The sequence below is a fragment of the Haloterrigena alkaliphila genome (genome assembly GCF_017352155.2).
Classification (GTDB): domain Archaea; phylum Halobacteriota; class Halobacteria; order Halobacteriales; family Natrialbaceae; genus Haloterrigena; species Haloterrigena alkaliphila.
Window position 1 is genome coordinate 1434716 of record NZ_CP071462.1, and the last position, 20804, is coordinate 1455519.

Genomic DNA, 20804 nt, shown 5'->3' on the forward strand with positions numbered 1-20804 from the left:
CCCTCCACGTATGGATTCGATCGAGGAGAAACGCGTCTACGGCGACCGGGAGGGCGCCCTCGAGGTCTACGTCGCCAGTTCGATCGGCGTCGTCCGCGTCCGGGTCGCCGACGAGGCCGTCGGCGAGTTCGGCCTCTGTGACCGCTGTAACGCCCGCGACATCGCGGCGACCGAGGGGACCGTCGCGATCGCGACCGACGAGGACGTCCGCGTGCTGGACCTCGAGCGCGACCCCGACGCCGCCGGGACCGACGATGCGGCGTTCGCCGACACCGGATTCGGCCCCGCCGTCGCCGTCGGCGCTGACGAGTCGGGACTGATCGCCGCCGGCCCGGACGGCGACGTCGCTCGCCTCGAGTCGGCCGCCAGTTCGGACGGCGAGTGGACCTTGCTGGAAAGCGACGGCGTCGCAACGGTCCGGGCGATCGACGGCGACCTCGTCGGCACCGACGGCGGCGTCTACCGCGTCCACGACGGCGCCCTCGATCACGCCGGACTGACGGACGTGAGGGACGTCTCCGCGGCCGGCGTCCCGCTCGCCGCCACCGCCGAGGGCCTCTACAAACTCGGCAACGGCTGGATGGAGGCCCTCGAGGGCGGATTCGAGACGGTCGCCGCGGACCCGCGTAGCGAGCGCGGACGGCTGCGACGAGCGCACGCAGTGTCGGGGGAGACGGTCTACGCCTACGACGCCGACGGCGACCGGTGGGGCGAGCACGACCGCTCGAGCGCTGCCATCGTCGGAATCGGCTACGCCAGCACGGTCTACGCCGTCACCGAGCGGGGCCGATTCCTCTCGGCCACGCCGGACGACGGGACCGGCCCGTGGCGCTCCCAAACTCTCGGCGTCGGCGACGTGACCGGACTCGCGGTGCCCGCCGCCGAGTGAGAGCGGTCGCGGCGAGTCGAGACGTCACCGTCAGCCGTGCGGTCACGGCGGCCGCGAGCACCGGGCCGCGAGCGCGATGTCTGACGAACGTTTAACTACCGCGAATACTCTCTGTTTCTTATATGAGTGATCTACCTTCGAGCGATCTACCACGCCGCCGACTGCTGGCCGTCTCCGGCACCGCCCTCGCGGGGGGCCTCGCCGGCTGTTCGAGCGACGACGGAAACGGCAACGGCGACGACGGCGGAAACGGTGACGATGCGGAGAACGAGGACGAACCCGAGGAGACCGAGACCGAGAGCACGACGGACCTCGAGGGAACCATCCTCGGGGATATCACCGTCGACAACTCGAACGAGTCCGCCCGCACGGTCGACGTGCTCGTCGAGTTCGACCGCGAGATCGAGTCGTGGGAGACCGTGGACCTGGCGACCAACGAGGAGGCGACCCTCGAGCGCGAGTGGCCGACCGATCCGGGCAACTTCCGCGTGACGGCGCGCCTCGACAGCGAATCGCTGGTTCAGGTCACGCCGGCCAAGTGGAACGAACCGGACTGTCTCAACCTGCTGGTCCGAATCAACGGCGATGGAACGCTGACGATCCACGGCAATACCGACGGCGGGCCGTGTGGCACCGGCGACGCAGACGCGTGATTTTCGGCGACCGGTGACGCTCCCGCGGTTCCGACGATCGGTGGCGCTCCTGCGGTCCCGACTATCGGGGACGCTCCCGCTGTCGATTCCTTCGATCCCGAGTGCGATCGACGGCGAGAACGAACGGCGTCGACGACGAGAACGAAAACGGGTTTAGCCCCCGCGCTCTCCCCTCGAGTATGACCACGATCGTCGGCGGCTCCGCCTCCCAGGCGCTGGCCGCCGCCCTCGCGGACGAACTCGAGGTATCGCTCGCCGCCGTCGAGTACGACCGGTTTCCCGACGGCGAACGGCTCGCGGCCGTCCCCGATTTCGACGACGACCGGGCCGTCGTCGTCGCCTCGACCGTCTCGAGCGACGCGCACCTCGAACTCCTCTTGCTACAAGACGCCGTCCGAGAAGCCGGCGCCGAGGAGGTCGTCACCGTCCTGCCGTACATGGGCTACGCCCGCCAGGACGAGGCCTTCGAGGCGGGCCACCCCGTCTCCGCCCGCGCCGTCGCCCGCGCCGTCTCGACCGGCGCCGACCGCGTGCTGACGGTCAACCCTCACGAGGACGCCATCTGTGACTTCTTCGAGCCTACGGCGACGGCCGTCGACGCGGCCGGCCGACTGGCCGAGCCGTTGCCCGATGTCCTCGAGGATCCGGTCTTCCTCTCGCCCGATGCGGGCGCGATCGCCCTCGCGGAGACGGTCCGGGACGCCTACGGCGACGGCGAGACGGACTACTTCGAGAAGACACGCCACTCCGGGACCGAGGTCGAGATCAGCCCCAGCGACGTCGACGTGGACGGCCGCGACGTCGTCGTCACCGACGACATCATCGCGACGGGGTCGACCATGAGCGAGGCCGTCGGCGTCCTCCGGGATCGCGGCGTCGGCCGGGTGTTCGTCACCTGCGTTCACCCGCTGCTCGCGCGCAACGCCGTCACGAAGCTCTCGAACGCGGGCGTCGAGGCGATCTACGGCACCGATACGATCGAGCGCCAGTCGACGGCCGTTTCGGTCGCGCCGACGCTCGCGGAACGGCTCTGATTTTCGGCTCGGGACGGTTCAGCGTCGGCGCCGCCGACCGACCGCTGCGATCGCGACGACGAGGCCGATCGCGACGGCCCCGGCGGCGACGCCGAACCCGGGCATCGACTCGAGGTTCGACCCGATTCCGCCGACGCGGACCGTCGTCGACCGGTCGCTGACGCCGATCTCGTGCCTGCCGTCGCCCGCGAAGGATATCGTCGCCTCGACGCTCCCGGTCTCGCCGGGTGCGAGCGCGATCGGTTCCGCGATCGTCGTCTCCTCGGCCGTCCGGATCCGGAGCGCGCCCGCGGCGGGGAACGGGTCGGCGGTCGCGACCGTCGCGGTGACCGTCACCGGGTCGCCGGGAGCGACGCTGTCGGGGGCGGCCTGCAGGTCGGTGACGGTCAGGCTCGGCGTCGATCGGACGAACACGGTCAGGCGGTCCGTTCCGACCCGGACGTCGTAGACGCCGGGATCGGTCGGCGTCCACGAGAGCACCGTCGTCGCGGTCGCGCCGGCCTCGAGGACGCGTCGATCGGCGTCGACGATGTCGCCGTCGACCTGCAGGGACGCGTCGGCGGTGCCCGCGCGGTCGTCGTCGTTCGCCATCGCGACGGGGACCGCGACCCGTTGGCCGACCGGCACGGCCAGGACGTCGCCCCGGCCGACGTCGGCGGCGGGACCCGCGAGGTCGTCGCGATCCCAGCGCTCCCACTCCTGCCCGGCGACCTCGAGCGGCGCCGGGCCGAGGCCGTACTCGATCGCCGCCCGCGGCTGGTCGAACGCCGCGCGGTGTTCGAGTTGGCTCCACGCGTCGGGCGTCGCCGTCGTTCGCGTGTACGTCTCGGCGGCGTCCCGCACGCCCGTTCCGCCCATCTCCTCGAGCGCCGCGAGGAAATCGGCGGCCGTCACCCGGCTGTTCTGCGCGTTCAACTGCCGGAGGACGTCGTCCATGCGCCGGTCGCCGTCGGTCGCCGCTCGGAGTCGCCGATCGAGGTCGCCGTAGACCAGCGGCCCCTTGACGTAGTCGGTGTCGGGATCGCTCCACGTCGTCCGATCGGCGAGGGCGCCGTCGGCGTACGGCGAGCGCTCGCCGCGCTCGAGTTCGTCCCGGAACTCGGTGAACGAGATCCGCCCCTGCTCGTAGGCGAGCAGGGCGGCGTAGTACTCGGCGCCGCCCTCGACGAGCCACCGGGCGTCGCTCGCGACGTCGCGGTCGGCGAACCCCTGCCGGACGTGGACGTACTCGTGGAGCCAGACGTTCGACGCCTCGTCGAGCGGGGCGTCGGCGGCGACCCACGCGTCCGACTCGCCGTACTGGATGCCGCGGGGGCCCCAGTCGACGTCGGTCGGCGCGGCGACGAACAGCATCTCTTTCTCCCGCGACCCGACGTCGAGGCGCTCGTCCGCGTCGGCGATCGACTCGAGGATGTCGGCCGGTCGCTCCCGCAGGTCGGCGGCGTCGGGAACGGCCAGCGTGACCGTCCCTCCGTCGACGGCCCGCTCGTACTCGGTTACCGGGCCGAAGACGGCGATACTGGTGCCGGCGGCGCCGGGGCCGTCGACGGTGACCGTCCGTTCGATGCCGATCTCGACGGAGCTGTCCCGGCGAAAGGTGATCCCGACGTCGGGAACCTGTACGATGCCCCACTCGCCGGTGTCGACGAAGGTGTAGCCGCCGCCCCCGGCCGCGGCGTCGGTCATTGTCCCCGCCGCCGGGGACTCCTCACCGTCGCGGGCGCCATCGCCGCGCCGATCGGCGGGCATTCGGAACCGGATCGACGGCGCGTCGGTCTCCTCGGTCCACTTGTAGGTGCCTTTCTCGGTCGCCTCGAAGCCCATGGTCGACCGGACGTCGGCTTCGGAATCGAGTTCGATCTCGAGAGCCGACATCGGCTCCGGGATCTCGAAGGTCATCTCGGCCTCGAACTCGCCCGGTCGATCGGGGAGGTGGCGGAGTTCGGTCGTCCGGTGCATGACGTCGTCGGCGTCGGCCATCGTGGTCGAACCGCCGCGGGCGTCGGTCGAAATCGACGGCGACGGCGCGCTCACGGCGACTTCGCGGTCGGTCGTCACCGGAACGCCGGCGCCACCGCTGCCAGCGCCGACGACACCGGCCGGAACGGTTCCGATCAGCAGACAGACAGTCAGGAGAACGGCGAACCGGGATGTCACTACCCGTCTCTGTCGAGTCAAGAACTAAGACTTTTATGGCATTCTTAGTGTCACTGAGAACAGATAGACACGCGAAGCGAAACGGTGATCGGGGGATCGCGGGTTGGACTACGCCGACGCTTCAGCCGTCGCCAGCGGTTCGGTCCCGATCTCGGCATCCACCGTTTTCTCGTCGGGTTCTCTCCTGTGCTCGCGGTTTCACCGTTCGCATTCCGCGGCGCTACGCGCCGCGCATCCGCTCACCGCTCCGAAAAATCCGAACCAAAAAACGCCTCGTGCTGCTCACGGCTCACGTCGTTCACCGTCTGTTCACGGGCGCTGCGGGACGGCGAAGCCGTCCCGACAGTCGCGGCGCATAGCGCCGCGCTCTGCCCGTTCGCATGGTCCGCGGGACCTTCGATCCCGCGCTATTCGCTTCCGAGGGCTTCGCATTCGCTCAGCCCTCGCGCCGCTCGGCGGCGACTAGTCAGACGCCTCAGCAGCCGCGAGCGGTTCGATTCCGATCTCCATCGACACGCCCTCGACGTCCCACTCCTTGCGGTGACCCTCGCCCTCGAGCGATCCAATCTCGTCGGCGCGGACCTCCTCGCGGATGAGGTCCTCGCGCTCGGCGACCAGCGTGGCGACGCGGTCGTCGTCGATCGCGAGATCCAGCGCGATGCGTTCCTCGACGTCGAGATCGAGGTCCTTGCGCATCTCCTGGACGCGGCGGATGACCTCGCGGGCGTAGCCCTCGCTCTCGATGTCGTCGGTCAGCGAGGCGTCGACGTAGGCGACGCCGCGGTCGTCGCCGTCGAGGCCGAACGCGGTGCCCGCGACGCCCTCGGGGGTCTGCGTGACGAACGAGACCATCTCCTCCGTGATGGATTCGTCGTCCTCGAGCACGTCGCCGACGCCGTCCTCGATGGCCTCGAGGCTCGACTCGTCGATCCGGGCCTCGTTGAGCGCGTTCATGACCTGGCCGGCGCGGTCGCCGAAGGCCGGCCCGAGTTCGCTCATGTCGGCCTCGGCGCTGTACTGGAGTTCGCCCCAACGGTCGTCGGGCGAGACCAGTTCGATCTCGCGGGCGTTGAGCCGGTCCTCGAGCAGCGGGGTGTGGCGCTCGACGGCCTCGACGACGCGCTGGTCGTCGGCGGCGACGACGACCCGCGGGACGGGCCAGCGCAGTTTCCGACCGGCCTGCTGGCGGGCGTTCGCGCCGGCCTCCTCGATCGCTCGCAGGAAGGCGACGTCGTCCTCGAGTTGCTCGTCCTCCCAGTACTCGTCGACCGCGGGCCAGTCCTCCATGTGGACCGTCGGATGACCCTCGTCGCCGGTCAGCGTCCCGTAGATCTCCTCGCTGATGAACGGGGCGTAGGGCGCGAGCAGGGCGACGCTCTCCCGCAGGACGCGGTAGATCGTCGCGTACGCGGCCCGTTTGGAGCCGCTGTCCTCTTCGGCCCACATGCGCTCGCGGACCGCCTGCACGTAGAACCGGGAGACGTCCTCGACGACGAACTCGATCAGGGCGTCGAGCGCGCGGTCCTGCCGGCGGTCCTCGAAGTGGTCGGTCATCTCGGCCTTCGTGGACTGGAGGCGGGCGAGCACCCACTCGTCGATGAGTTCGAGGTCGTCGTCGACGTCCTCGAGCGTCGTCTCCTGCGGGTCGAAGTCGTCCAGCCGCATGTACGGCAGCGGGAACCGGAAGACGTTCCACAGCGTCCGGAGGTGGTTCTCCATCGTCTGCATCCCGTCCCAGGAGAAGCGCATGTCGTCGCCCTGCGGGTTGTTCGAGAGCAGGAACATGCGCATGACGTCCCGGCCGTGGCGGTCGATGGCCTCGTGGGGGTCGATCAGGATGTCCTTGGACTTGCTCATCGCGCGGCCGTCGGGCATGAGCGCGTGGCCGTGCATGAGGACCTCCTTGTACGGGCTCTCGCCGAGCGCGGCGGTCCCCATTCCCAGCTGGGACCAGAACCAGCCCCGGGTCTGGTCGTGGGCCTCGAGGATGAAGTCGGCGGGCCAGAGTTCGTCGAACCGGCTGTCGTCCGCGGGGTAGTTCAGCGTCCCCCACGTGGCGACGGAGGAGTCGAGCCAGACGTCGAAGACGTCGGGCACGCGCGTGTACGTGGTTCCATCCTCGGTGATGGTGAGATCGTCGACCGTGTCCTTGTGAAGGTCGACGGTTTCGGGATCGATCTCCTGATCGACGCGTTCGGCGAGTTCCTCGCGGTCGCCGACGACGATTCTGTCCTCGTCGTCGTCCCTCTCTTCCGGGGTCCAGACGGGTAGCGGGATGCCCCAGTAGCGCTGCCGGGAGACGTTCCAGTCGGGGGCCTCCTCGACGAAGTCCCGGAAGCGGTTGTCGCGGGCCCAGTCGGGGTGCCACTCGCTGTCCTCGATGTTCTCGAGGAGTTCGTCCTTCACGTCGGTGATCGTGATGAACCACTGGTCGGTGACGATCTGGAGGATGCCCGTGTCACAGCGCCAGCAGTGGCCGTAGCTGTGCTGGACGGTGCCCGAGGCGAGCAGCGCGCCGTTGTCCTCGAGGTCGGCCGTGATCTCGTCGTCGGCGTCCTTGACGAACTGCCCCTCGTACTTGCCCGCTTCTGCCGTATAGACGCCGTCGCCGCCGACCGGACAGAAGATCGGGAAGCCCAGTTCCCGGCCGCGCTCGAAGTCGACTTCACCGTGACCGGGTGCGGAGTGGACGAGGCCGGTGCCGTCGCCCTCAGTGTCGACGTAGTCGGCCGCATACACTTCGCGTGCGCCCTCGTGGTCGGGATGCTCGGGGACCTCCTCGGCGAGCGGGTGGTCGTAGGACCAGCCGAGCAGCTCGTCGCCGGTCAGCTCTTCGACGACCTCGTACTCCTCGTAGCGGCCCTCCCGCAGGACTTCCTCGTGTTTGGCCTCGGCGACGTACAGCAGTTCTTCCTCACCATCCTTCTCGGCGCGGACGCCGACGTAGTCACCCTCCTCGTCGACGGCGACGAAGGTGTTCGCCGGAATCGTCCACGGCGTCGTCGTCCAGATGACGATCGAGCCCTCGCGCTCGGCGAGGTCGAATTTGACGTAGATCGAGGGGTCCTCGACGTCCTCGTACTCGACCTCGTTGTTCGCGATGGCGGTCTCGCAGCGGGGACACTGCGAGATCGAGCGGTGGCCCTTCTCGACTAAGCCGCGCTCGGCGGCCTTCTCGAAGCCCCACCAGGCGGCCTCCATGTACTCGGGGCTGACGGTCCGGTAGGGGTCGTCCCAGTCCATCCAGACGCCGAAGTCCTGGAAGTCCGCTTGCAGGCCCTCGAGTTGCTCGTCGGCGTAGTCCTTGCACTCCTGGATGAAGTTCTCCTCGCCGAACTCCTCGATGTCCTGCTTGTTTTCGAAGCCCAGCCGCTCCTCGACGCGGGTCTCGATGGGCAGGCCGTGCATGTCGTACCCCGGCCGGTCGGTGACGTCGTACCCCTGCATCCGGTGGAACCGGAGGTAGACGTCCTTCAGCGACTTGTTCCATGTGGTTCCCATGTGCGCCGAGCCGGACGTGTACGGCGGCCCGTCGACGAAGAAGTAGGATTCGCCGTCCGATCGGTGCTCGACCGTCTTTTCGTAGGCGTCGACGTCGTCCCAGTAGTCGAAGACCCGCCCCTCGAGGGCGTGGGGATCGTACTGGTCGTCGACCTCGTCGAATCTGCTCATACGGGTGCAATCTCACTCCGGGAGTAAAGGGGAATCGGTCCGCCGGGCGTCGCAACTGTCGACTCGAGGCGCCACGGGAGAACCAGCGGATTCGGAGCCGTCGGTTACTGTGCGACGGTGGCGAACTGCGCGAGGACCTTCCGGTAGCCGATGCTGTACGCGGCGTAGAGCATCACGCAGCCGATCGCGGCGAGCCACGCGCCCACCATCGCCTCGCCGGCGCCGAGGTGCTGGAGGCTCGCGTACTCGGCGGCGAGGCCGCCGGCGGTCAGGAGGCCGCCGGCGACCGCGTAGATAACGAGCGGGAGCAGTTCCGTGAGGAGTTCCGGGGTAGCCGATGCCATTGCCGGTTGAAAGCAACCGGGGGGAGGTAAACCTGTCCCCTCACGTCCGACGCGACGCCGAGCGACCTAACTCCCTCGAGGCCGTCCGGTCTCGTGTGTCTCCGTCGCCCTCCGAATCCGACTCGACGCCCCCTCGAGAGCCGCCGTTCCCGACGACGCGAAACGTCCTCCAACCGAATTGCCAGCGCTGTCCGGCGCTGGTCGAGCATCGAGAGTGTATCTCGTGGGGCACCGGTCCCCTCGACGCGAGCGTCCTCGTGGTCGGCGAAGCGCCCGGCGCCGGCATCCCCGAGGCCGACCGCTGGCAGGGCGGCAACTGGACCGGGAAGGCCTACACCTCCCGACACTCGGGCCGGCGCATCCGCCGCATGCTCGAGCGGGTCGACTACGGCGACGACGCCTACTACACGAACGCGGTGAAGTGTTTTCCCGCCGATCCGGACGATCCGACCAGCAATCGCGAGCCGACCCCCGAGGAGCGGACGAACTGCCGAACGCACCTGCTGACCGAGATCGAGACGATCGATCCCGACGTGGTGCTGGCGACCGGGAAACACGCGACGACGAGCGTGCTCGCGGCCGAAGACCGGGAGCTCGAGAGATTCATCGAGACCGTCCTCGAGCCCGTCCGCTGCGAGCGACTCGAGACGACCCTCGTGCCGATTCTGCACCCCTCCTACCAGGACGTCTGGATCGGCCGCCTCGGGTACGAACCCGAGGCGTACCTCGCGGCGATCGGCGAGACGCTCGAGGACCTGTGCGGGTAGCGGCCGACGGCTCCCGCGCTATTTCATCGGTTTTCGTACGAATGCTCGCGCTCGCGGCGCTGTGCGCTACTCCGCTCGCGATGACCGTTTCGGCCGCTCCGACCGCTCCGCCTCGAGCGTCGCCTGCAGCGAGGGCGGCGCGACGTCCCAGCGGTCCGCGGTGACCCCGTCGACGCCGGCCTCGTGGAGCGCTCGAACGTGCTCGGGCGTCCGCGCGGCCTTCCAGGCGATGACGTCGAACCCGCGCTCGCGGGCGGCGGACACGACGTCGGTCTCGAGACAGAGGTCGTAGTGGGGGAACACGTGCGTACAGTCGAGGTCGGCGGCTCGAGAGAGGTTCGCGTCGGCTTCGTCGCCGAAGAGCAGGCCGTTGGGAACGTCGAGGTAGTCCGTCTCGATTTCGGCGAGCGCGTCCGGGAGAAACGACGAGACGCGGACGTCGGCGCCGGCCGTCATCGCCAACTGCAGCGTATCCGACGCGATCCCCCGTTCTTTCAGTTCGAGCTGGACGGTGACGTCGTCCGGGACGGCCCGCAGGACCGCCTCGAGGCGGGGAATCGATTCGGCCGACTCGAGGACGGTCAGGTCGCGGAGGTCGGCCCACGGCGTCTCGTCGACCCGCCCCGACGCGTCGGTGACGCGCTCGAGGGTCTCGTCGTGAAACGCCACCAGTTCGCCCGATCCGCACCGCCGGACGTCGACCTCGACCGCGGGGAGTCGACGGGCGGCGTCGCGGATCGCGAGGAGGGTATTCTCCGGACGCTGCTCTGCACAGCCACGATGGCCGATGATCTCCATCTACCGGGTTCCAACAGCCAGCGGCCATCAACATTGTGGTTTCGGCGTCTGACACCGGTCTCTCCTTCGAACTGTCGCCGAACACCGAGTATCTCCGTGGCGGATAGGTGGGTAGTCCGAACGGTGCCGGTAGTCCAACGACCGTCGACCGTCGGTAGCGCGCGGTATCACAGCGGACTGGATCCGCTCGGAACGGTATCACGCGGACCGGATCCGCTCGGAGTCGAGCCACGCACGCGCCCGCTCGAGGTCGGCCGGTCGATTGACTTCCACGTGTCGTTCGGCCGGGATCAACAGCGGTCGGGTCGGCGTCCGGGGGTAGATGCACGGATACCAGTCGTCGAGTCGCTCTCGCAGGACCTGCATCGCCGCCGTCCGGTGGTCGCGGCTCACGATCCCGAACCCGGCGTGCTGGTGGCCCTCGATGAGGCCGTAGGCCGACACGCGTCCCGTCTCGTCCCAGCGGATCGCCGTCTCCGCGCTCTGGATTCCCGGGATACATCCGACGAGGTTGAGGCGGCGGCTGAGGGCCTCGAACGCTTCCGTCAATCGCCCGACTTCCCGCTCGTCGACGAGCACGTCGCCGTTGAGCACCAGCAGGTCGTCGTCGATGCGCTCGAGCGCGAGGAGCAGCGAGGCGGCGTTCTCGTAGCGGTCCCACCCCTCGAGGACGATCGGATCGGCGGGATCGTACCGCTCGAGGACGGTCTCGTGGCGATAGCCCAACACGACGCTCGTGCCGTCGACGTGCGGCTCGAGCAGGGCGCGCTGTCGGTCGTACAGCGTCCGGCCGTCGAACTCGAGGAACGCCTTCGGGACGTCGTCGGTGTGCCGGCCCATGCGCCGGCCCTCGCCCGCCGCCAGAATCACGCTCTGCATTTACACACCTCCCTGGCGGCGCGTTCGCCGGCCCGACCGTCCATCGGAATTTCGAGGGACTCGAGCCACGACTCGCGTCGGCGCGTCGCGGCCGCGGACTCGCCGTTCCGGTACAGGTCGTCGACGAGCGCGAGGTCGAGCGCGTCGGTCGTGGTGCCGATTTCGGGTACCTCGCGGTCCGGCGCGTCGATATCGGTCAACTGAACGAGCGGGCGGCCGGTGTGGAGCCACTCGGTGATCGTCCCCGAGTAGTCCGAGACGAGGACGTCGGAGCGGCGCATGCTCTCGCCCGGCGTCGTAGTCGTATCGAAGACGACGTTCGGGAGGTCGGCGATCCGCTCCCGGCACTCGCGCGTGACGGGCAGGCCCGGCCCCTCGCGCCTGTCGGTGGGGTGGGGCCGAAAGAGGAGTTCGTACGTCGAGTCGGCGAAACACTCCACGACCGAGCGGGCGGTGTTCGCGTACGCGCCGCGGCCGACCATGTAATTGGTCGGCGCGTACAGCACCCGTCGCTCGCGGGGAGCGGGTGCGCCGACCAGCGCGTCGGCTTCCGGAATCCCGACGACGGCTACGGTTACGTCCGGGGGTGCGGCGGCGCGGTAGGCTCTCGCCCACCGCTCGCCTGGCGCGAGCGCGGCGGCGACGTGCTCGAGCATCGTCTCCGCGGTGACGTCGATCTCGCCGCGGCCGATCGACGCGCCGTGGCGGAGGTGAACCAGCGGGTATTCCTCGTAGAAGGTGAACCGCTCGATGCCGAACCGGTGGTTGTAGACGACGACGGACGGGTCGATCGCCCGCACGTTCTCGTCGACCGCACCGGGGTCGTCCACCGGGAGTTCCTCGATGCGGTCGCTACAGCCGCGTGCGTCCGTCCGAACCGGGATGAACGCCGACGTGACCTCCACGTGGCGGTCGATCGCTTCGAACGTCTTCCGCATGAACGGTCGCTCGATGGCGTACAGTACCTCGACCATATGCTACCAGTCACCCGAAAACCGGGTCCGCGAGCAGTCTCGTCTCGGTCCCGTGCCGACGCGCGGTGTGCGTGCAGTTACCGTGATGGCGATAGGCACACGTAGGCCGGTCAGCGTAATAAGACTTGCAGCCTCTCATGGTAAGGCTACACGAACGTATACAATTATGGGATATGATTTAGTGAATTTTCCCTCGGGCCTACTTCCGCTCTCGGCCCCGTTCTCGAGTCCACACGTTATCGAGAATCGACGACGGTCGGGAGCGAAAAAATCGGCGGGGGTGTGTCCGTGTGTCGTGGTTCCAGTTCGGGTGCCTTCCGGCTCAGGGTCGATACGACGGTGCCCCAGTGGGCACTCGTCCGGAGGTGGCCGTCGGTATTGAACGCGAGCAATCGTCCAGCGCGATTCTCGGCAGGTGCCTCGAGTTACCGTGACTTCACCGCAGTTCACGCGGGTTACGACCGATGACGGTAACGGGTCGATACCGTGACCGCGCTCGAGCGAGTAAGCTTCATACAGCGGGCCGACGCACACGCACACATGAGTACGATCTTCAGCCAGATCGTCGAGGGGGAGATCCCCGCTCGAGTCGTGTACGAAGACGAGACGACGATGGCCTTCCTCGACGCCAACCCGCTGGCGCCGGGGCACACGCTGGTCATCCCGAAAGACGAGTACGAACGGCTGAACGACGTCCCCGACGACGTGGCGACGGACCTCTACGCGACGATCCATCGCATGGTCCCCGCGGTCGAAGACGCCGTCGACGCGGACGCGACGACCGTCGCGTTCAACAACGGCGAGGAGGCCGGCCAAGAAGTGCCCCACGTCCACTGTCACATCGTTCCCCGCTTCGAGGACGACGACCACGGCCCGATCCACTTCCTGTTCGACGGCCAGCAGGACCTCCCCGACGACGAACTCGACGACATCGCCGACGCGATCGAGTCTCGGGCCTGAGGGCGGGCTAGGGCTCGAGGCCGGGTCGAATCGAAGGCCGGTCGGCGGACCCGGCGACGCCCGTGACGTTTTTACCGCTCGCCTGCGAGCGTCGCGTATGATCGCCGGAATCGCCGCCCAGTTTCGGGCCCACCCCGTCGCCACGGCCCTCGAAGTCGGCAGCCTCCTCGTCTGCGTGGGGCTGTTCGCGGCCACCCTCGCTCTCCTCGTGAGCGGCGCTCCGACCGGCCGGGGCGATGCGTGGTTCGCCCTGATCGGCGTCGGCGCGGTCTTCGTCGTGTTCTGGACGGCGCTGGTGCCGCTGTACGAACGGCTGGTGTACTGAGCCTCGAGTGCTTCATCGCCCCTGACGGATCGACAGTCCATTTTACCGCTCGAGACGAATCTCATCCGGCGACTCGCTCCGATTAGCACCGACGAATCACCGCGGACTGATGAACCGCTAGTGCGGTGGCGCGCGCTGGCGACGCGTCTGAGTATCGCGAAGACGCGTCGGTACGTTCGTGCGAGGGATGAGAGAGTGACTGAAAGGAACGAGCGAATCGGCTGGGGAGGGCGTGGTGATTCCCTGTTGCCACGATACGCAAGACGGTATTCATCGTCCTTCACTTCACTCGCGGCCGCGGTTCTATCCGTACCGTCGAGTCGTGTTTAACAACACGGTCGCGAGCAACAGTGGAAGCGCTCAGAAGCGTTCTGCTCAGTCTGGCGGTCAGGGATTGCCACACCCTCCCCAGCCGATTCGTTCGTTCACTCCGTTCACTCACTCATCCCTCGCGCAGTAACGTCGATCGGTCCTCGAGTCCTCGGACCGATCGACAGCGCGCGCCACTGCACGTGGACCGGTCGGTCCGGAGTGACGCCTCGGCTGCCGATATCGTCGACGAATAGTGTCAGGATCGCTCGAACTCGAGTCGATAAGAGGCGATCAGAGGAGCGTCCCGACGAGCAGGTCGCCGTAGGCCAGCGCGATCACCAGGCCAGCGAACACCGGGACGAGAAACGGCGTGCCCGGCGAGATCCAGACGGTGTCTTTCTCGGCGAGCACCTCGAGGCCCTCCCGGAGGTCGGCGGCCGTCGTGCCGTAAGCCGTCCCGTCGATGTCTTCGAGGAAGGCGTCGGCGCCCCACGGGTCGTCGGAGGCGTGGTCGTCGGCGCTCGCGGCGGCGTCCGAACCGCTCGCCGCGGAGTCCCCGTCGTTCTCGACCGCGAGTTCCGCGCCGCCGTCGCCCCGGACCGGGGCTGCGGTCACGGCGCCGTCGGTCGGCGGGTTCGGGTCCTCGGGGAGGGTCGCCGGATCGCGGTACCGGTCGGGGGCCTCCCGGACGTCGGCCAGCGTCAGGCCGCGCCAGCGCAGGTACATCCGGAGGGCGTCGAGGTCCAGCCCCCCGCGGGAGGGACCCTCGGGCGTCTCGAGCAGTCGCCCGTGGGTCTCGGGGATATCGTTCCACGAGACGGGCCAGCCGATGGCCATGACGGACGTCACGCGGCCCGCGGCGGCGTTGCGAACGACGAGGAGGATCGGCACCGCGAGGCCGACGACGACGGCGTTGGTCAGGATGGTAAACGAGAACGTCTCGACGGGCGTGGCCGTCAGCGGCAGCGTCACCGACCCGACGGCGTACTGCGGGTACGTGGGGAAGAACAGCGCGAGCACGAGCAGCGCCTTCGCGTCGGCGCCGCCGAAGCCGCCGAACCACCAGAACAGGTACGCGATCGGAACGACGAAGCCCAGACCCACCGCCGTCGGCACGAGGAAGTCGTGCGTCCAGGCGTAGCCGCCGGCGCTCCAGGCGAGCCAGCCGTCCCAGGCGAGCAGGACCGCGCCGAGCAGGGCGAGGGGGATCCAGACGGTACTCGAGACGCGCCTGGTCTTGATATCGCGCACGGCGACCCAGGCGAAGACGGGGACGGCGATGAGCCGCAGGAGGTCCGGAATCGTCGCGACGTCGGCGAGTGTCACAGATGCCCCTCTCGAAGCGGGGGAGTGTTATCCTTTCGGCTGCGCCCCGCTCGAATCTCGACCCCGGTTCCCTCGCTAGAGCGCTCTTGCTGCGTCTGGGGGCGACTGCTCTCGATATCGAGGGACGAAGCGTAGCGAGGAGCGAAGTACGGAGGAGCGAAGCACCTGGCGCGAAGATCAGAGAAACCGCGAACCGAGGAACCGCGGGTCGTTCGGGCCCAGAGACGGGCACGAACCGCCGGCGAACCGCCGGCGCGTCAGTGGGCCGGCTGATCGATCTCGTCTTCCTCGAGGCGCCGATTGTGCAGCGCCTCGCCGGTCGCCCGGTCGAAGACGTGGATCGCGTCTTCGGGGATGCCGACGGTCACCTCGTCGCCGCTCTCGAGGCGGCGCATCCCGTCGACGGTGGCGACCAGCGAGAGATCGACGTCGTCGAGGTCGAGGTAGACGACGTTGTCGTCGCCCGTCGGTTCGATCACGTCGATCGTCGCCGCCACGGTGTGCTCGTCGGCGGCCGATCCGCCGTCGATCTCCACGTCCTCCGGCCGAACGCCGAGGACGAGGTCCGTCGCGTCGCCGAGATTCGCCGCCACGTCCGCCGCGAGGGGATAGGTGAGTCCCCCGTCGGTCGTGACGAGCGCGTCGTCGCGCCGCGTGACGTCCACGAAGTTCATCGACGGATCGCCGATGAAGTCGGCGACGAAGCGGTTCGCCGGCCGGTGGTAGCACTCGAGGGGCGTCCCGACCTGCATCAGTCGGCCGTCGTTGAGGACGGCGATGCGGTCGGACATCGTCATCGCCTCGGTCTGGTCGTGGGTGACGTAGATCGTCGTCACGCCGAGTTCCTCCTGGATCCGCTGGAGTTCCGTCCGCATCTGCGAGCGCAGTTTGGCGTCCAGATTCGACAGCGGTTCGTCCATCAGGAACACGTCGGGGTCGCGGACGATCGCCCGTCCGAGCGCGACCCGCTGTTGCTGGCCGCCCGAGAGGTCGCTCGGTTTCCGGTCGAGCAACTCCCCGATCCCCATCATCTCCGCGCTCTCCTCGACGAGTCGGTCCATCTCCTCGTCGCCGAGGTCCGTCGACTCCTCGAGTCCGAAGCGCATGTTCTCCCGGACGGTCATGTGCGGGTACAGCGCGTAGGACTGGAACACCATCGCCACGTTCCGGTCCTTGGGCTGGCGGTGCTCGATCGATCGGCCGTCGAGTCGGATCGAGCCGTCGGTGACCGTCTCGAGGCCGGCGACCATCCGCAGGGTCGTCGACTTGCCACAGCCCGAGGGGCCGACGAGGACGAGGAACTCCCCGTCCTCGATCTCGATCGTTACGTCGTCGACGGCGACGATCTCGCCGTTGCTGTCCTGAAACGTCTTCGTTACGCCGTCGATCGTGACTTCTGTCATCTGTCGTCTCTCTCGTAGCTCATACGGTTGCACCTTTCGCGAACTGTTCTCCGAACGCGATGTAGACGAGCAGCGTCGGTAACGCCGCGAGGAACGCGCCGGCCATCTGGACGTTGTACATGCTCTGCATCGATCCCGCGAGCGCGTTGAGTTCCAGCGTCACCACGAAGTTCTCCGGCGAGTTCAGCAGCACCAGCGCGATCAGGAAGTCGTTCCAGATCTGGGTGAACTGGTAGATCAGCGTCACCGCGAACATCGGCACGGACAGCGGCAGCACGATGCGGCGGTAGACCCGCCGCTCCGGCGCGCCGTCCAGCCGCGCCGCCTCGAGAATCTCGTCGTTCAACTTCTGGTAGTACGATCGGAAGAGGACCGTACAGATCGGGATCCCGTAGGCCGTGTGGGTGACGATCAGCTCGAACAGGCCGGTGCGAGCGGCGAGCGCGTCGCCGACGACCGGGATCAGTTCGAGCGTGTGCTCGAGGCCGACCATCGTCCACCCCTGTCGCAGGGGGACGAGGACCGCCTGGTACGGGATGAAGACCGCCGCGAGCAACAACACGACGACGACGAGCTGGCCGCGCCAGTCGATCTTCGTGAGGCCGTAGGCCGTCATGCTCCCGAACAGCGCCGAGAAGACCGTCGCCGGGATCGCGACCGCGGCGCTGTTTATCATCGCGCCGCCGAGCCGCGAGAACGCGGTCGACCACGGCTCGAGCGTCGCGACGTCGGGCGACGGCGGGACGAACGGCAGGGTGGTCGCGAACGCGTTGCCGCCCTTGAGCGACGTCATCAGCCCGCTCACGAGGGGCACGAGGAAGAGAACGGCGACCGCGCCCAGCAGCCCGTAGAGGCCGATGCGCCGGTAGTTCAGCTTGTCGAACCGCGATTCTGCCGTCTCTTCCGTCGACGGTCGTGCGTTGCTCATAGGTCACCTCGTCGGTACTGCGCGAAGGCGTAGGGGGCGATCACGGCGAGCGCCAGGACGAACAGCACCATCGCGACGGCGGAGCCGTACGCCCACTCGGGGGTTCCGGCGAACGCCTCGCGGTACATCATGATGCCGAGGATGTCGGCCGAGGGGCCCGGCTGGCTGCCGCCGTAGATGACGTAGATGAAGTCGAACGCCTTCAGCGCGAAGACCACGAGCACGACCGTCGCGCCCATCGTCGCCGCGCGGAGCTGCGGGATAATTACGCGCCGGTAGAGCCGCAGGGTCGTCGCGCCGTCGACGCGGGCCGCCTCGTAGTGGTCGTCCGGGATGGCTCGCAGCGCCGCCAGGTAGACGATCATGCAGTAGCCGCTGAACTGCCAGATCAGCGCGATGACGACCGCCCACAGCTTGAATCGGGGATCGCCGAGCCAGTTGGGCGCGATCGCGCCGAGGCCGATCGCCTCGAGGGTCACGTTGATGACGCCGTCGGAGGCGTTGTACATCCACTTCCAGAAGATGGCGGTGACGACGAACGAGAGGCTCATCGGCAACAGGTAGATCGTCCGGAAGCCGTTGCCGAAGCGGATCTCTCTGTCCATCAGGATCGCCAGTAGAAGCCCGACGATCAGCGAGACGCCGGTGAACGCCACCATCAGCACGATCGTGTTCCACGTCGCGTTGTGGAACGCGCCGTCCCGGAGGAGCTGGACGTACGTATCCAGCGAGAGATTCGTGTAGTCGGGGTCGCCCAGTCCGGACCAGTCGGTCAGCGAGATCAGGAAGTTCCACCCGATCGCGCCGTAGACGAACGCCCCCACGAGGAGGAACCCGGGGAGCCAGAAGGGAATCGACTGCACGAACTCGCTTCGGCGGATCGACCCGAGCGTCGATTCCGACTCGGGACCGGTCTCGTCCGGTCGGCCGAGGCCGGACTCGGCGGCGTCGACCCCGCCGGGCCGCTCACCGCCGTCAGAGCGAAGCTCCGACGAGGATCGCGGCTCGTTGAGCCGCTCACCGCCGTCGGATCGGAGCGGTCGGCCGGAGTCCGCGTCCGCATCCGAGTCCGACGACTGCCGGAGGGAGCGAACGAGCCGTTCGATCATGTGTTCGAAGTGCCGTGCCGGTGTGTCATCTTACTCGAGCGCGTCGACGATGCCGCTGTAGGCCTCGTCGGCGTCCCAGTTTTCGGCCATCGCCGTCATGACGCCCTCGACGTCCGACTGCTGCCCCGGCGACAGCGCCAGTCCGTGGGCCATCGACGGCGGCTGTTCGTCGGAGGACTGGAACTGCTCGATCTGGCGCTGGTGGAAGGCGGTGAACTCGGACGTGTCGACGTCGTTCCGCGGCGGGATCGACCCCTTCTGCAGGTTGAAGCGCCGCTGTGCGTCCGCCGTCCCCGCGTACCGGAGGAACGCGAGCGTCGCGTTCGGCGACGGGTTGTTCTTCGGGAAGACGAACGAGTCCATGTTCAGCGCGTACATGCCGTCGGTTCCCGGGAACGGGATGTAGTCCCAGTCGTCCTCGAAGTCGAACCCGTCCTCGCCGAGGTACTGGCCGGCCGCCCAGTCGCCGTTGTGGTGGAAGGCCGCCTCGCCGGCGATGACGTCGCCGTTGGCCTCGTCCCACGCGGCGGAGCTGGCGTCTTCGGGGAAGTACTCCGAGAACTCGACGACCCGCTCGAGCGAGCTTCGGACGACGTCCTCGTTGTCCGAGACGTTTCCGTTGATGACCGCGTCGTAGGTATCGACGCCGCCCTCCGAAAGCAGCGTCGCGGCCCACAGCTGGACCATCATGAACGTCGCGGTCGACTGCGCGAAGCCGGTGTAGCCGGCGTCGTCGACGGCCGCGAGCGCAGTGGCGAAATCGTCGATGCTCTCGAGGGACGAGGGGTCGACGTCCGCGTCCTCGAGCACCGACACGTTGTAGAACACGTTGTTGAGTCGGTGGATGTTGATCGGGACCGCGTAGTAGGTCCCGTCGATCTGGGCCTGCTCCTCGGGGCCCGAGAGGTAGGCGTCTTGCATGTCGCTCTCCCAGACGTGTTCCCCGATGTCGAACAGGAGGTCGTCGTTGGTGTACGTCGTCAGCGCCTGTCCGGGCCAGATCTGGAACGTGCTCGGCGGATCGTTGTCGACGAACCGACTCCGAACGTCGGTCTCGAGCGCGCTGCCGCCCCCGCCTGGTGACTCCTGCGGTTCGACGTCGATGTCGGGATGTTCCTCTTCGAACCCGGAGATGAGGGCATCGAACGCGTCCTTCTCGCCGCCCGCGGTCCACCAGTGACCGATCTCGAGCGTCTCGTACTCGCTCTCCTCGAGGTCCTCGTCGATGGCCTCGTCGAGCGAATCGGCGTCCGATTCGCCGCCGCCGAGACAGCCCGCGAGCGCTAACCCACCCGCTGCACCCATCGCACCCAGAACGCGACGCCGTCGAAGCGTCCGACCGCTGTCGTTCTTATCGCTCATAGCGAATTTTGTCACGGGCGAGTATCTACCGTCTCCCATAATAAATATTGGTGTTATTAATTCGCAGCTGAGTAAGGTTTGACAGAGAGTCTCTCGGCCGCCAGGCTCGGTGTTCGAGTCCAATTCGAAACGAGCCGCTGTCACCACGCTCCGCTATGGCAGCGGCTGGCGCTCACGAACTCTCTGTACGCTGTTCGAGTCCCGGACTCGAACAGAGTAGCACCTACTTCGGACGTACGTGCGCCCGGTCACTCGATCCCGGTCGAAAAAATCGTCGCTACCACGTACCCTTAGATGACGCGGTTCTGCAGGTAGTCGAGGTGTTTCGCGTTGTAGACGATCTTGACCTCGTCGGTCTCGGCGGAGCCGATGCAGGTCAGTCGGACGTTCTTCTCCTCGACTTCCTCGTCCGAGAGGATCTGCTGCATGTCCATGTCGATCTCGCCCTCTCGGACGATCGCCGCACAGTTCGCACAGGCGCCTGCACGGCAGGAGAAGGGCCAGTCGTAGCCCTGGGCCTCGGCGGCCTCGAGGATGTACTCGCCCTCGGCGACGTCGAGGGTTCCGTAGTCCTCGTCGTCGAGACCGGCGTCGGCAGCCTGCTCGAAGAGGTCGTCATCATCCATGTCCCAGCCCTGGTCGTCCAGTACTTCGTAGTTGAGGTATTCTACCGTGGGCATCACCCGAAGCTTCACGTCCCGCACTGGTATAGCTTGCTGTTCAGTCCTAAATTGTCTTTGACTCGGAATTCGAAAGTTCGAACCAAAGAACGTCACCAAACGTAAACTACCGTGGCGCAAAACGGGTGGGAAAAAAGAAAATATCCACCGAACCGGTCCCTGGCCCGCGTCGTTTGCCGCTTCCCGCGCTGACGGTGGCGGTTTCCGCCGACTGGGTGGCCGCCGGTCTCCC

At 67.7% G+C, this 20804-nt stretch carries 18 protein-coding genes; 6 read left to right on the forward strand and 12 right to left on the reverse strand.

The genetic code is table 11. The features are described 5' to 3' along the window. The first annotated feature begins 10 nt into the window (after window positions 1-10). From J0X25_RS25795 to J0X25_RS25805, 3 genes are all read left to right on the forward strand, one after another. The gene (locus J0X25_RS25795; RefSeq protein WP_207290405.1) at window positions 11-889 is read left to right on the forward strand and encodes an HVO_0234 family beta-propeller protein; all 879 of its coding nucleotides are present in this window, start codon (window positions 11-13) and stop codon (window positions 887-889) included. A 122-nt stretch (window positions 890-1011) separates the two neighbouring features. Then, window positions 1012-1542: a hypothetical protein gene (locus J0X25_RS25800; RefSeq protein WP_207290406.1), complete on the forward strand. Its 531-nt coding sequence runs from the start codon at window positions 1012-1014 to the stop codon at window positions 1540-1542. 179 nt (window positions 1543-1721) lie between these two features. Beyond that, complete coding sequence (locus J0X25_RS25805) at window positions 1722-2576, forward strand: ribose-phosphate diphosphokinase (protein ID WP_207290407.1); 855 nt, start codon at window positions 1722-1724, stop codon at window positions 2574-2576. Between the two features lie 18 nt (window positions 2577-2594). Here J0X25_RS25805 and J0X25_RS25810 read toward each other — a convergent pair whose 3' ends face one another. The 3 genes from J0X25_RS25810 to J0X25_RS25820 all read right to left on the reverse strand — a co-directional run bounded on the left by J0X25_RS25810 (window position 2595) and on the right by J0X25_RS25820 (window position 8749). Beyond that, the gene (locus J0X25_RS25810) at window positions 2595-4733 is read right to left on the reverse strand and encodes a hypothetical protein (protein WP_207290408.1); all 2139 of its coding nucleotides are present in this window, start codon (window positions 4731-4733) and stop codon (window positions 2595-2597) included. Window positions 4734-5195: 462 nt separating this feature from the next. Next, window positions 5196-8405: an isoleucine--tRNA ligase gene (gene ileS / locus J0X25_RS25815; protein WP_207290409.1), complete on the reverse strand. Its 3210-nt coding sequence runs from the start codon at window positions 8403-8405 to the stop codon at window positions 5196-5198. Between the two features lie 104 nt (window positions 8406-8509). Next, window positions 8510-8749 carry a DUF8151 family protein gene (locus J0X25_RS25820; protein ID WP_207290410.1) on the reverse strand — a complete coding sequence of 80 codons (240 nt, stop codon included), beginning with the start codon at window positions 8747-8749 and terminating at the stop codon, window positions 8510-8512. 95 nt (window positions 8750-8844) lie between these two features. Here J0X25_RS25820 and J0X25_RS25825 point away from each other — a divergent pair, with 95 nt between their 5' ends. Then, window positions 8845-9516, forward strand: coding sequence for a uracil-DNA glycosylase (locus tag J0X25_RS25825; RefSeq protein ID WP_225896743.1), 672 nt, complete (start codon window positions 8845-8847; stop codon window positions 9514-9516). A 66-nt stretch (window positions 9517-9582) separates the two neighbouring features. On the opposite strand, the gene J0X25_RS25830 is transcribed toward J0X25_RS25825, so the two are convergent. From J0X25_RS25830 to J0X25_RS25840, 3 genes are all read right to left on the reverse strand, one after another. Beyond that, complete coding sequence (locus tag J0X25_RS25830) at window positions 9583-10314, reverse strand: glycerophosphodiester phosphodiesterase (protein ID WP_207290412.1); 732 nt, start codon at window positions 10312-10314, stop codon at window positions 9583-9585. Window positions 10315-10512: 198 nt separating this feature from the next. After that, window positions 10513-11193: an NTP transferase domain-containing protein gene (locus J0X25_RS25835; protein WP_207290413.1), complete on the reverse strand. Its 681-nt coding sequence runs from the start codon at window positions 11191-11193 to the stop codon at window positions 10513-10515. Next, window positions 11181-12167, reverse strand: coding sequence for a hypothetical protein (locus J0X25_RS25840; RefSeq protein WP_207290414.1), 987 nt, complete (start codon window positions 12165-12167; stop codon window positions 11181-11183). Before J0X25_RS25840 ends, J0X25_RS25835 begins: the two co-directional genes overlap by 13 nt. 540 nt (window positions 12168-12707) lie before the next feature. Between J0X25_RS25840 and J0X25_RS25845 the strand changes: the two genes are divergently transcribed. Both J0X25_RS25845 and J0X25_RS25850 read left to right on the forward strand, forming a co-directional pair. Then, a complete protein-coding gene (locus tag J0X25_RS25845) occupies window positions 12708-13127 on the forward strand; it encodes an HIT family protein (protein WP_207290415.1) in 420 nt (139 codons plus the stop codon). A gap of 97 nt (window positions 13128-13224) precedes the next feature. After that, complete coding sequence (locus J0X25_RS25850) at window positions 13225-13452, forward strand: hypothetical protein (protein WP_207290416.1); 228 nt, start codon at window positions 13225-13227, stop codon at window positions 13450-13452. Between the two features lie 603 nt (window positions 13453-14055). On the opposite strand, the gene J0X25_RS25855 is transcribed toward J0X25_RS25850, so the two are convergent. The 6 genes from J0X25_RS25855 to fer form a co-directional block, all read right to left on the reverse strand. After that, window positions 14056-15090 carry an A24 family peptidase gene (locus tag J0X25_RS25855; protein ID WP_207290417.1) on the reverse strand — a complete coding sequence of 345 codons (1035 nt, stop codon included), beginning with the start codon at window positions 15088-15090 and terminating at the stop codon, window positions 14056-14058. A 257-nt stretch (window positions 15091-15347) separates the two neighbouring features. Then, window positions 15348-16493, reverse strand: a complete 1146-nt coding sequence (locus J0X25_RS25860) for an ABC transporter ATP-binding protein (protein ID WP_207290418.1) — start codon at window positions 16491-16493, stop codon at window positions 15348-15350. Between the two features lie 19 nt (window positions 16494-16512). Continuing rightward, complete coding sequence (locus J0X25_RS25865) at window positions 16513-17421, reverse strand: carbohydrate ABC transporter permease (protein ID WP_207290419.1); 909 nt, start codon at window positions 17419-17421, stop codon at window positions 16513-16515. Then, window positions 17418-18530, reverse strand: a complete 1113-nt coding sequence (locus J0X25_RS25870; RefSeq protein ID WP_207290420.1) for a carbohydrate ABC transporter permease — start codon at window positions 18528-18530, stop codon at window positions 17418-17420. Before J0X25_RS25870 ends, J0X25_RS25865 begins: the two co-directional genes overlap by 4 nt. 30 nt (window positions 18531-18560) lie before the next feature. Further along, complete coding sequence (locus tag J0X25_RS25875) at window positions 18561-19892, reverse strand: ABC transporter substrate-binding protein (protein ID WP_207290421.1); 1332 nt, start codon at window positions 19890-19892, stop codon at window positions 18561-18563. A 290-nt stretch (window positions 19893-20182) separates the two neighbouring features. Continuing rightward, window positions 20183-20572 (reverse strand): ferredoxin Fer, encoded by a 390-nt coding sequence (gene fer / locus J0X25_RS25880; protein WP_207290422.1) that lies wholly within the window; start codon window positions 20570-20572, stop codon window positions 20183-20185. Window positions 20573-20804 lie beyond the last annotated feature (232 nt).